Consider the following 13,165-nt stretch of genomic DNA (forward strand, 5'->3'; position numbering starts at 1 on the left):
AATGCCTTAATTAAACGTAAAGGTAACTGGAAAGTTCAAGTCGAAAGTACCAACAGTAAGTGGAATCTTTATGCTCAATCAAATGGTTTGTCAAATGGTGATAATTTCAAAAAAGATTTAGTCTTTGTTGATGATTCTGGAAATATCAACGATTTGAATAATAAAACACTAATTGGTTCCCGTACAAGTAAACTTACTGGTCAAAGTAAAATTGACGACTTAACAGCTGACTGGACTGAAGATTCTGGTATTCTACTTCAAAATAATAAACCGGATCTGTCCGGTGACTATAATGGCGTGATCCATTGGGATTTGGAAGATGTCCCTGATTAAAAATAACGAGAGCGGGAAAAAACACGTTTAGTTTCCGAGCATTAATGTAAATAAGGGTGGTAACTCGATTTTGAGTTACCACCCTTATTTGGATTAAGCGGAAGAAGCTGTGTTCTTGTTCCGCGTTTATGCTGCATGTTGGGGAAAAACTAGTTATGGCCCAATCTCGTTATTTTGTGGAATTCTAATTGCGGTAATAACTAACTTTAATTACATCTAGTAGCAAAAACATCGCACAACAGATTACAAAAATCAGCAATACATTCATAATACCTGCACCTAATCCAAACATACTGATCAAACTTGAAATTATCAAATTAAAACAGATAACTGTTCCAACTGCTTTACTCGTAGGAATGGACCAGAAGTGGTCTCTTGTTCTCGTCGATAGAATCATTCCCATTGCGGAATAAATCAAATAGACAAACAACATACCGCTTATTTGTGTTTGATTAAAATTAGTATAGGTTACACAATACCAAAGCATCAAGAATCCCAAGGCCAACCAACCTATTGTGTAAATTGCCGAAATTTTCGTAAGATTTTTCAAATTCCAGTTTTCCGGCAAGTGGTTTATTTTGACTCGATCAGTTCCTAATGTCAATGTGACACAATCATTAAAAATCACTATAAAAACTATGATATTTAATGACACTGGAAAGAAATTGGTAAATAAATATCCAAAAGTTAAAAGCAATGCTAATTGAGCTGTTCTGGCCAACTTGGTAATTAGCCAGGTCATCATTCTCTGATAAACCCGATGTCCAGAATCAATTAATTTAGTAATTCCTATCAATGGAGGTTCAGTTAAAATGATCTTAGCTGCTAACTTCGAAATATCTGTAGCTGTATTAATAGCAATCCCAACATCAGCTTGTTTTAAAGCTGGGGCATCATTCACACCATCGCCAGTCATACCTACAACATATCCCTTATCTTGTAAGGATTTAACAATTTTGAACTTATCCTCTGGATAAACATTGGCAAAACCACCAAAGGATAAAGGATCAGATAACGCTGATTCAAGATTACCTATCCTACTATTAAGACCAATTTTTTGAGCAATTGCCTTAGCAGTTGAAATGGTATCACCTGTCAACATCAAGACAGTAATCCCCTGTTTTTTCAAAGTAGCAATCGTTTGAGACATATCATTTTTTATTGGATCTTGAAAAGTCAATAAACCAATAATCTCTTGATTGATCGATAGAACCATAACTTGAAGCCCCTGAGCAGATAACTCAGTAATCTTTTTCTCAATAGGCTTATCTAAATTTCCCTTAATGGGAGATCCCAAAAAGATTTCGTCTCCATTTTTGAGAATGGCCTTTGCTCCCTTTAGTTTAGGATCAAAGGAAACTTGTTCTTTAATATTTGTTACTGTTACATTATCTAGTTTGGCTTTTTTTAATATTGCCAAATCTAAAGGATTTACACTACTTGGTTTAACTGTCGCTAACGCATACTTCAATAATTGAACTCTATCTAACCCATTCAGGCTAACAACATCAACTACTTCGGGCTGATTTTTAGTGATTGTTCCCGTCTTATCCATTAATAGAATATTCATTGAGGCGGCTTCTTGAATTCCGGTCAATCCTCCCACTAAAATTCCCTTTTTAGAAAGAATTCCAGCTTCCAGAGAATTAGCAACGGCAAAACTCGATGGCATTGAAATAGGAATAGTTGCCACAAATAAAATAACCAAGAATGGCAACAATGACATAATTGGCGTATGTCTTATCAAAGCAGTAATCGCCAAAATAACCGCTAAAACAATATCCAAATAAGCCAAATATTTAACTACTGTAAAAAGTAAATTCTCTAATCTACCTGGCGCCTCATTTGTTCTGACTAATTCAGTTGTTTTACCTAGAGAGCTATTCTTACCTGTTTTTTCAACTAAAACATCTGCCGTACCCTGAATTACAGTTGATCCTGAATACAATCTATCATCTTCTACTTTACTTATTGCCTTTGACTCCCCAGTAATAACGGATTGATCAACTAAAATCATCCCGTCGATCACTTTACAATCTGCCGGGATAATTGATCCTACTGATAGATGAACCACATCTCCCGGTACCAATTCACGGCTAGAAAGTCTCTGCCACTTACCATCTCGTAAAACACTGGCATAGGCAATAAGTTTTGTATTTAATTCGCCAATTGATTCTGCGGCTCTATTCTCTTGAATAGCACCATCAATTGCCGAAAATAAAAGTAAAGCAAAGATGAAGATCACTTGGATATAATTCCCCAGCAATAACTCAATAACCAAAGCTAATTCAATGATATAAGGAATCGGTCCAATCATTCTCTTTAAAATCAAGCTGAAAAATGTTTTTTTGATTTGAGGAGTTTCATTATAACCATACTTCTTAACTAACCCTTCAGCTGCTTGTGTAGTAAGCCCTTTTTCTTTCATGATTATTGACTAATCAAAATCAACGTCATTAGGGAAGTGAGCCAAATTTGATTCCTTGCCTAACTCCTCTTCAATTCTCAACAATTGATTATACTTAGCCAAACGTTCGCCACGAGCAGGGGCACCTGACTTCAATTGTTCAGCATGCATTGCAACTGTAAAATCAGCCAAGAATGAATCTTCGGTTTCACCTGAACGGTGGGACATCATTGTTGTATAGCCATTCTTTCTAGCCACGCGGATAGCTTCCATTGTTTCAGTAACAGTACCAATTTGATTCAATTTGATCAAGAAGCTATTGGCCATACCCTTCTTGATAGCTTTTCTAAATAGAGCAGGATTTGTACATACATTATCATCTGTAACAATTTGGACACGATTACCATTCTTTTGTGTGAATTTAGCAAAATTATCCCAGTCATTTTCACCAAATGGATCTTCCATTGAAACAATTGCTGGATACTTATCTAACAATCCTTCATAATATGTGCCCATTTCTTCAGCACTACGTTTCTTACCTTCAAATAAGTATGAACCATCATCTTGAGCAAAACTTGAAGCAGCAGCATCAAAGGCAATACCGATTTCTTCACCAGGAACATAACCAGCATCTTTGATAGCACGATTTAATTCGTCGATGGCAGCTTCACTTGATGGAAGATCAGGAGCGAATCCACCTTCATCACCTAAACCTGTTTGATAGCCTTCTTTTTCAAGATTCTTCTTCAATTGATGGTAAACATTAACGATTTTTTCAAAACCATCACGGAAAGTTGTACGTTTTATTGGTGTAATCAAGAATTCTTGCATATCAATTCCATTGTCAGCATGTTCTCCACCGTTAATAACATTGTGGAATGTTTGTGGCAATTCTAAGTCAACACCACCGAGATAACGGTAAACCGGAATACCTTGTGCGTTAGCAGCAGCCCGAACATTTGCAATTGAAACACCTAAAATTGCATTAGCACCTAATTTTGCCTTGTTGGGTGTACCATCAAGATCAATCATCATTTGGTCGATGTGAGCTTGATTGAAAGGATCTGCACCTTTTAATTTATCATTGATCAAAGTATTAACATTCTCGACAGCTTTTAAAACTCCCTTACCGTCTAATCTGTCACCACCGTCACGTAATTCAACTGCTTCATTATCACCAGTTGATTTACCTGATGGGACACTAGCACGGCCTAAGATACCATTAGAAAGAGTTACATCTGCTTCAACGGTTGGATTACCACGTGAATCAAATACTTCTCTAGCCTTAACATTCTCGATTGTTACTTTTGTCATAATAAATACTCCCTTTCTCAATCATAAAAAAAAGACGACTACTCCAAATAAAAACCCTCAATAATTGCCCTCAATTATTACTGGTATTTTAAATAGAGTAGACGTCATCAATTACGATCAAGTAATATTTTCGGCGAACGTCATCGCCTCTTCGAACAAGCTCATAGTATAATACTTTTTTTATTTAAACAAGTATAAAACTTTGATTTTCCTTGTTATTTCAACGATTGTGAAATGTTTTAAATTAAATAAAAAAATATTTTATAGCAATATATTCCCCTATACCCTTGGTACATATACATTACAGAATTTCTATATATTATTTATTCAAAGCCTTAATATTGTGAAATTAAGATAAACTTGTTATACTGTCTTTGTACCAAAAAGAAAGCGCTAACATAGAGAAAGGAGGAGCTACCATAGTAACTTTGTTAATTTCTAGAATGAGTTTTCAAAGTCTATCTTCCGCCTCCCATGTAGAAAATTAAATCTATGACTAGCTCATTCTAGATACTTAGTTGATTTTTTGTAACTCCCAATTACAATATCGATAGGGTAAAAAAACTCATTTCTTAAATTTGCCCAAAATACAATGGACCATAATAATCTCCCCGTTTAATTGAATACCCCATCATTCAATGACGAAAATTAATTTCTTATCCCTATCAAAAATCAACCATATAAAAAACCAGTAGGTTCCCCGCCTACTGGTTTTTTATTTATTCATTGTCTTCCTTAGCAATTGCTTGTTGAGCTACCAAGTTTAGATAATTGAATGGATTATCATAATTTGGTTGGAACAACATATCAACAAAAGCTAAATCATCGATCGTATTTTCATTTTGAATACAAATAGAGATTGCGTTGGCTGATTGAGCCACCTCATGCTTGCTGAATAACTGAGCACCCAATACTTTTCGACTATCCTTGTCATATATCAGGTAAATCGTCAGCATATCCGTTGTTGGCATATAAGTTGGACGATAGTAATCATGGAATTTTACACAATCAGCATTAATTCCATTTGCTAAAGCCTTTCTCAAAGTCAAACCTGTTTCAGCTAATGTATATCCAAAGATCTCCATAGCTGTAGTTGCTTGAGTACCCATGTATTTTCTAATATTTCCAAATACATTGATACCAGCTAAAGTTCCTTGACGTACAGCATTTGTTGCCAACGGAATATATTTCAATTCACCCGTTGGATTAAACTTTACAACACAAGAATCACCGGCTGCATAAATATCTGGATTAGATGTTTGCATATAGTCATTAATAATGATTGCCCCGTAACCGTCCATTTGAACTTGACCACGTAACAAATCAGTATTAGCAAAAAATCCAGTACAGACAATAACTAAATCAGCCTTATAAGCATGACCAGCCTTTGTTTTAATTGTCAATTGATCACCGTCAACAATTTCAGCAACACGTTCGTCCAGTTGAACTTTAACATCGTGTTCCTTCAATTTATCAATGATTTCCTCTGACAAACCTTCATCAACATAATTATTCAAAATTTGCTTACGTGATTGAATTAATGTTACATCATGAACAGTATTAGCATAACTTTCAGCCAATTCTACCCCAACATATCCAGCACCAACAATAGCGATACTGGGATAATTTAAAGCTGACTCATAAATCTTCTTAGCTTGTGCATAACTCTTACATAACAAAACTCTTGGATTATCCATCCCACCGATTGGAGGAATACCAACTTCTGAACCAGTGGTCATAATCAGCTTGTCATAAGTGTCTTCAAAAATATCTTGAGTTTGCAAATCTTGAACAACAATTTTTTTATTTTTTGTATCAATCTTGATAACATTATGTTTCATATGAACCTTAGCACCATATCCCTCAAGGGTGGTAGGATCTGCATAAAACATATCCTCAAGATGATTTACGATACGGCCTAAATACGAAGCTATTCCACATGACAAAAACGCAATATTATCTTCACGTTCATAAACAGTTACATCTGCTTCTGGATGTTTTTTTAATATTTGTTCAACTGCAGCTGTTCCAGCATGTGTACATCCGACAACAACAACTTTCAATAGTCGGTTCCTCCTCTATAGTACCTTTTTATACTAGATTTCATTCATTACAGCATAACACAACATATAGTTAAATTATATCAATCAATTTTTTATTTCATTTGTTAGAAAATGTATTTTTTTATATCAATTATCGAACCAAAATTTGTCCATATTTGTAATATAATAATCATGTGTTGACTTTTTTAATAATGGGGCTTAATTAATGAATAAAATAAAATACAGTAATAATGTCAATTCAGATATCTATCAAGATAGTATTAATATTCGCAAAGCAGTTTTTATTGATGAACAAAACGTTCCAAAGAATTTGGAAATAGATGATAATGAAGCTAATTGTACCTATTTCAATCTTTACGTTGATAATCAGCCTGTTGCCACAGCTCGTTTCTTTCCCACAGAAGATAATGGCATTCATGTTCAACGAGTCGCTGTCTTGAAAAATTTTCGACATCAAAATTTAGGCTCAAATTTATTGAAAAATATTATTAAATTTGCTCAAAAAAATAATTACAAATATGTAATTTTAGGTGCTCAAGACCATGCTCAATTATTTTACAAAAAACTCGGTTTTCATGTTGTTGGCAATCAATACCAAGAGGTTGGAATTCTTCATCATGACATGAAACTAGACTTGTAGTAGTATTTAACTATTGTGTACGGGATTAAAATGGGAGTGCTGTAAAGGAGTTTGACTATGTATAGATTTTTTATTCAGCCTCAACTTGACAAAGTTAATAATTCACTCATTGGTTACGAATTATTAATGAAGAAAAAGACTGACCAAGGTTGGAGACCACCTGAAAACTTTTCAGATGTACCTTCACATACAATGGCTTCAGTATTGGTAGCAACTACTAAATTGCTATCATTAAAAATAGGTTCAGTTTCAGTTAATATCAATCGTAATCAATTGATGGATGCTGAAGTTCGTGAGGCAATCATTGAATCTCAACGTATCCTACGTCCTTTGCGTCTGGTCGTTGAGTTAACTGAAGATACTCCTGACGAAGATTGGCCTAATGATAAATTGATTCCATTGATCCAAGATTTTATCAACTACGGAATGGACTTTAGTCTGGACGATTGTGGGACTGGAGTTAACCAATTTGATAAAATTCAGGATCTAGTTCCATTAGCTTCGGAAATTAAATTTGCTATTCAAAACTTTGGTGAAAAGTTACGTGATCCTAATATCGAAGATAAAGTTATCTTTTGGCGTGATTTTAGCAAAAAAAATAATTTGCGTTTCATTCTTGAAGGTATCGAGGACGAAAATGACGACAAATTGGCTGACTCTTTAGAAATTGATCTACGTCAAGGTTACTACTATGGCAAACCACGCTTGTTGAAATTAAAACGCGATGACGATAAATTTTAGGTAGAAAAAAAGAACGATGTCTGTTTAAAAAAGTTCAAGTTATACTCGAATTTTTAACAGATATCGTCCTTTTTTATTACTTACGTTCTTGACGTTCTTTGGCCACAGCTTGTTGAGCCACTAAATTCAAATAATTAAATGGATTATCATAATTTGGTTGAAACAACATATCCATAAATGCTAAGTCATCAATTGTATTCTTATTTTGAATACATACTGATATTGTGTTAGCTGATTGTGCCACTTCATGTTTACTAAATAATTGTGCCCCTAAAATCAAACGATTATCCTTATTATAAACCAACTTAATCGTTAACATGTCTGTTGTTGGCATATATGCTGGACGATAGTAATCATGATATTCAACAGCGTCTGCGTTCATTCCACTACTCAAAGCATGCTCCAAAGTTAGTCCTGTTGAGGCAATAGTATATCCGAATAATTCCATTGCAGAAGTTGCCTGCGTCCCCATATATTTTTTAATGTCACCAAAAATATTGATTCCCGCTAAAGCACCTTGACGAATAGCATTAGTTGCCAAAGGCATATAAGCTGGTTTGCCAGTAGGATTGAAATTAACGGTACAAGCATCCCCTGCAGCGTAAATATCAGGATCAGATGTCTGAGTATACTCATTAATGATGATGGCACCGTGACGATCCATCTCAACTTGTCCTCGCAGCAATTCGGTATTAGCTACGAAACCAGTGCAGACAATAACCAAATCAGACTTATGATCATCCTTATTTGTTTCAATAACAACATTGTCATCATCATCCCGATCAAAACCAGTCACTCTTTCATTCAAGAAAACATTTACTTTATTTTCTTTTAATAAATCAACGACTTTTTCAGACATATCTTGATCAATATAATTGTTTAGAACTTGATTTCTTGACTGAATTAACGAAACTTCATGATCGGTATTGGCATAGCTTTCAGCCAACTCAACCCCAATATAACCACCACCGACAATTGTAATATGCTTAAACTCTTTAGCTGTTTCATATATTTCACGTGCTTGGGCATAACTCTTACACATGAGTATTCTTGTATCTGAAATTCCCATGATTGGTGGAACTGCCACATATGATCCAGTTGTCATAATCAATTTATCATAGGTGTCATTAATAATTTCATGCGTCTTCATATCTTCGCACATGATAGTTTTTTTCTTAGAATCAATTTTTAAAACATCATGCTTCATTTTAACCTTAGCGCCCAAAGCCTCTAAGTCCTTAGGACTAGCATAAAACATATCCTCCAAATGCTTTACTTTTCTTCCTAAATAAAGCGCTATCCCACAAGATAGAAAAGATATATTATCATCACGTTCATAAACGGTTATCTCTGTCTCCGGATGATCTTGTAAAATTTGCTCAACAGCTGCCGTTCCAGCGTGCGTGCAACCCACTACTACTACCTTCATAAATTTACCCCTCTGAAATTTAGATCAAATTAATATTAATTATTGAATAACTTAACAAATCATTAATAGATTTGCTTGATACTTAGTATCATTATAAACTTATATTTTTATAAATAAATAAGTGTATACTGATATACGTTTAAACAAAAACATTTTATCAAAATTCACCATCTAATAAATATTACTATATATTCATGTTAAAATTGTTTTATGCAAAAAATCAAAAATTAAATTAATAATTAAGGAGTAAATTTGCCAGATATTATCTTAGAAAGAATTATCAATAATTACTTGAACATCAATTCAGCAATTATTACTTTAGTAACAATCGGTTTAATTACAATCATTACCATTGTTGCCTATTCGCTCGAAAGAAGAATCAGCGAATCTTCACCACTCCATCGTCGAATTGCAGCTCACCTGATTGAAGGATTAATACTTGGTTTTAGTATGGTTATGTTGCAACAGATATTCCATATCCTTAACAATGGTTCTGTCAATAATGGCTGGCTCTATGCTAATGCTCAATTGACCATTCTCTTGTATTGTATGTATCTAATCCGTAATAAAATCACCTTATGGATCAATCTCTTAATGCCCTTTCTCTACTATGGTTCGATGAATACTCAACGTTTAAATAATAAGGATCTACCGTATTTTATTATTTCTTATATTTTCCTAGTTGTTATTGTAATTTTCATTTATTTCCAAACTGATAAACTTCAAAACTCCGAATGGAAATACCTGGGAATGCAGATTCTCTTTGGATTATCTTGGTGGATTTTACTTTGGGTCGATCACGATTTTCCACTGATTGAAATTTTAAACATGCTTCTTGTCTTCTTGATCTACATGTCTATAATCCGTTTCTGTGCTAAAAAATTACAAGATGAAATGCTCAACTATAATGATTTACAAGTTCAAGTCAATTATGATGAGCTGACTGGTGTTAGAAATAGATCAAATTTAGACAAGACAGCCAAAGAAATCTTCGATACCTACTCGAAAGAAAGTGTTCCTTTAACTATTGCTATGTTTGATATTGATCACTTTAAGGAATTCAACGATCAATATGGTCATTCAACCGGCGATGAGGTTCTCAAACATGTTGCCCATACAATTGAAAGGGAAATGTTTTTAACCGACACTAAAGGTCAATTATTCCGTTTTGGTGGCGAGGAGTTTATTATTATCTTCCGCGGAAAAACTCCAGCAGAATGTAAGCATATCATCATTGATCTTAGAAATACTCTAGTCAAAACTCCGTTGATCCTCAATGGTCAAAAACTAGATGTTTCAGTTTCATTTGGAATTTCTAAGCTAAAAAATGAAGATACCGAATTTAAAGATTTATTCAACCGTGTTGATCGGTATCTCTACGAATCTAAAAATTCCGGACGTAATCGACTTACCGTTGAAGGAACAACTTATGATTTTGACATGTTATAGTAAATTTCTTACAAAAAAAGTTCAGTATGATAGCCATTTTAATGGTCGTCACACTGAACTTTTTACTTATATTTAAAAAGATTTATTCTTTGATTTATCAATAATTTACACAAAAAAATAGTGAGAAATTAATCTCACCGTCGGGAAGGAATCAGTTGTTTTTGAATCTGGTAGTCCCTACTAGTCATAGTAAACCATGTCACCGTTCACCGCAAGAGTATAAACGAATAATTTTAACTCTTTACTGAATTAATTTATTAATATTTACTTATTTTTAAATAAATCGTTATGGAATCTTAAAATGAGTAATGATGTTTTAATGATGGGACAACTATTTTATCAGAAATTCCAATAATAATTCCCTGACAAAACATTGCTAAAACTGTTCCAATTCCGACAGACAATATACTGCCTGTCATTACATAACAGATGATCATAATTGTTACCGGTGGAATATAACTAACTAATTGTCCCCAACCAGCTGAACCGTGCAAGTATTTAAATCTCAACAAATATGCCAATTCATCATTAGGATGTTGAATCAAATTGCAACGCTGATAAATTGAAGTTCCAACTGAAACACCAATCAGTCCTAAAACATCGATCACCAAGCGCCATACAATTGGAAAATTACTTATCCGCAAAGGATTCATAATATCTGAGAAGAATCCTACCAAATAACTAAATGGTAACGAAAAGAGCAGATTAGATAAGAAAATATGACCGTCAAATTTTCCTAATAACAATTGATTAGTAATAGTCACTATCACAGCATAAACAAACAAGGTTGTACCATAACTGGAATGTAAAAGTGACGATATATTGACCGCCGAAGCCGTCCAAACAGCACTTCCCATATTACTATCAATCATCAGCGCATTTGCAAAAGCATCTAAAACAATTGCAAAAATCAAATACCCCAAACGAGTTTTATATCTACCCTTTTCCAAAACTAATCCCCTCGATTTTTCCAATTAATAAGAGCCTAACTACATAAACATCAATTAATTTAATCAAAAATAACAGTATCCATTAAGCCCTTCGATACACACGTGTATCAGCCTTAAAAGACACTGTTATTAGTTTTAATTATTTAATATAAACCAACAGATACACTAGTCTGGAGCAGCAAAGAAAATGAGCTCAGTAGTGAGATTTTTCTTCGTTACGGAAGACGGAAAGTATAGAGATCAGTTTAATTTAGAGTGAAAACGTTGTCAACGTTATTTACTAGGATGATTCATTTCATCCATACTTAATAAATGATATTTATGCTCATGATTTGGATCATAGGCTTCAATTTGTGCCATCATACCAGTATCTTCATGTTCAAGAATATGGCAATGATACATATAAACACCGAATTTAGTAAATTGAACTGCAATTCTGACAGTTTCACCAGCATTAACACCAACCGTATCTTTCCAACCGTGTTCATTTGGATATGGTGCCTTGCCATTACGGCTAATTACTAAGAATTGGCATCCATGCATATGGAATGGATGAATCATACCTCCATCCATCTCATTAGTATTGACGACATCCCATAATACTGTATCGCCAATCTTCTGCTTACGATCGATTCTTTGCATATCAAAGAGTTTGCCGTCTAATCTTACTTGGTCATCCATACCAGACATGACCGTCTTAGTTACTGGAAGGCCTGGAGTTACTTTAGGTGCATCAATTGTTGTAAGATGCTCTGGCAGTTTAGTATTGTCAGGAGCATACTCGCCAATCTTAAATTTCATAATTGGTGTATCATCACTCATCAAAGTTACTACATCGCCGGGCTTCTTGTCACCAAAATCAACAATGACTTCAGCACGTTCAGCACAAGTTAACATTAATTTAGTGAATCTTACTGGTTCAGGTAAAGTACCACCATCAGAAGCAATTTGCGTAAATTCATGGTCATCATCGAAATGCAATCTCCATTCACGGCGATCAGAACCATTCAATATTCTTAAACGAATTCTTTGAGTAGTAACATCAAAGACACCATTAATCGTACCATTGACCAATGCATACTTACCTAACGTACCATCGACATCATAATCAGCTTTATAATCAAGTTGATTATCATGATAATTTCTATCTTGTAAAATGATTGGAATATCATCAACGCCATAGTTTCTAGGGAATGGCAACTTAGCCTCTTCAGTGTCTGTAACAACAACTGCTGCGGCCAGACCATTCCAAACTTGACGGGCAGTATTTGGACATGGATGTGGATGAATCCAATCTGTTTGTGCAGGTTGGTCCAAAGTAAAGTCAATATCACGGCTACCACCCGGATAAACTGGAGCGTGAGGACCACCATCAACAATTGGTCCAGTAACATTTAATCCGTGCCAATGGAAAGTTGTTACTTCAGGCAACTCATTTACAAGATGAACATGATAATGTACACCCTGCTTCAAAATAATTGTTTGTCCTAATAGTGAAGCGTTGTAGCCCCAAGTCTTAGTCTTAGCTCCTGGTAAAATTTGAGTTTCACCCTCTTGAGCTGTAATCGTGTAATAAACATCGTTACCCTCAACCTTATCCGGCTTAATAGCTGCGGGAATATTTAGAGGCTTATCTGGAAAATCGGCCTTCTCTAGTGGAATATAACCACCATCATGTAAATCAAATACTGGTTCATCGAAAAAGTAATCCGTGTAAACTTTTGAATCTGACATTTATAATCGCCACCTATTTCTTAGTTTTTGATTGAAACGCGCAAATACAATTTACTAAAGCTTCTATAAACATACCAATACCCATCATATACATTGCTATCATAT

10 protein-coding genes and 1 riboswitch are annotated in these 13,165 nt (G+C 34.4%); of the genes, 4 read left to right on the forward strand and 6 right to left on the reverse strand.

Going from position 1 to position 13,165, the window contains the following annotated elements; translation table 11 throughout:
- The first annotated feature begins 153 nt into the window (after nucleotides 1–153).
- Complete coding sequence (locus LAB100_RS10695) at nucleotides 154–333, forward strand: hypothetical protein (protein ID WP_162894243.1); 180 nt, start codon at nucleotides 154–156, stop codon at nucleotides 331–333.
- A 184-nt stretch (nucleotides 334–517) separates the two neighbouring features.
- Here the strand turns inward: LAB100_RS10695 and LAB100_RS10700 are convergent, their stop codons facing one another.
- The 3 genes from LAB100_RS10700 to LAB100_RS10710 all read right to left on the reverse strand — a co-directional run bounded on the left by LAB100_RS10700 (nucleotide 518) and on the right by LAB100_RS10710 (nucleotide 6,117).
- Nucleotides 518–2,761: an HAD-IC family P-type ATPase gene (locus LAB100_RS10700; RefSeq protein WP_119327021.1), complete on the reverse strand. Its 2,244-nt coding sequence runs from the start codon at nucleotides 2,759–2,761 to the stop codon at nucleotides 518–520.
- A gap of 9 nt (nucleotides 2,762–2,770) precedes the next feature.
- On the reverse strand, nucleotides 2,771–4,054 hold the full coding sequence (gene eno / locus LAB100_RS10705; protein ID WP_119327022.1) for a phosphopyruvate hydratase: 1,284 nt from the start codon (nucleotides 4,052–4,054) through the stop codon (nucleotides 2,771–2,773).
- 91 nt (nucleotides 4,055–4,145) lie between these two features.
- A riboswitch (Fluoride riboswitch) is annotated at nucleotides 4,146–4,211 on the reverse strand.
- Nucleotides 4,212–4,773: 562 nt separating this feature from the next.
- Nucleotides 4,774–6,117 carry an FAD-dependent oxidoreductase gene (locus LAB100_RS10710; RefSeq protein WP_119327023.1) on the reverse strand — a complete coding sequence of 448 codons (1,344 nt, stop codon included), beginning with the start codon at nucleotides 6,115–6,117 and terminating at the stop codon, nucleotides 4,774–4,776.
- A 205-nt stretch (nucleotides 6,118–6,322) separates the two neighbouring features.
- Here LAB100_RS10710 and LAB100_RS10715 point away from each other — a divergent pair, with 205 nt between their 5' ends.
- Both LAB100_RS10715 and LAB100_RS10720 read left to right on the forward strand, forming a co-directional pair.
- Nucleotides 6,323–6,757 (forward strand): GNAT family N-acetyltransferase, encoded by a 435-nt coding sequence (locus LAB100_RS10715; protein ID WP_119327024.1) that lies wholly within the window; start codon nucleotides 6,323–6,325, stop codon nucleotides 6,755–6,757.
- Between the two features lie 57 nt (nucleotides 6,758–6,814).
- Nucleotides 6,815–7,498, forward strand: a complete 684-nt coding sequence (locus tag LAB100_RS10720; RefSeq protein ID WP_119327025.1) for an EAL domain-containing protein — start codon at nucleotides 6,815–6,817, stop codon at nucleotides 7,496–7,498.
- A 76-nt stretch (nucleotides 7,499–7,574) separates the two neighbouring features.
- Here LAB100_RS10720 and LAB100_RS10725 read toward each other — a convergent pair whose 3' ends face one another.
- On the reverse strand, nucleotides 7,575–8,927 hold the full coding sequence (locus LAB100_RS10725) for an FAD-dependent oxidoreductase (protein WP_119327026.1): 1,353 nt from the start codon (nucleotides 8,925–8,927) through the stop codon (nucleotides 7,575–7,577).
- Between the two features lie 252 nt (nucleotides 8,928–9,179).
- Between LAB100_RS10725 and LAB100_RS10730 the strand changes: the two genes are divergently transcribed.
- Nucleotides 9,180–10,376 carry a GGDEF domain-containing protein gene (locus tag LAB100_RS10730; protein WP_119327027.1) on the forward strand — a complete coding sequence of 399 codons (1,197 nt, stop codon included), beginning with the start codon at nucleotides 9,180–9,182 and terminating at the stop codon, nucleotides 10,374–10,376.
- A 296-nt stretch (nucleotides 10,377–10,672) separates the two neighbouring features.
- On the opposite strand, the gene LAB100_RS10735 is transcribed toward LAB100_RS10730, so the two are convergent.
- Together LAB100_RS10735 and LAB100_RS10740 are read right to left on the reverse strand one after the other, a co-directional pair.
- Entirely contained in the window at nucleotides 10,673–11,326 is a 654-nt protein-coding gene (locus LAB100_RS10735; RefSeq protein ID WP_119327028.1) for a YczE/YyaS/YitT family protein, read from the reverse strand.
- A 273-nt stretch (nucleotides 11,327–11,599) separates the two neighbouring features.
- The gene (locus LAB100_RS10740) at nucleotides 11,600–13,060 is read right to left on the reverse strand and encodes a multicopper oxidase family protein (protein WP_119327029.1); all 1,461 of its coding nucleotides are present in this window, start codon (nucleotides 13,058–13,060) and stop codon (nucleotides 11,600–11,602) included.
- Nucleotides 13,061–13,165: the final 105 nt, after the last annotated feature.

Origin of the sequence: Companilactobacillus musae (assembly GCF_003967595.1) — a bacterium.
GTDB classification, from domain to species: Bacteria; Bacillota; Bacilli; order Lactobacillales; family Lactobacillaceae; genus Companilactobacillus; species Companilactobacillus musae.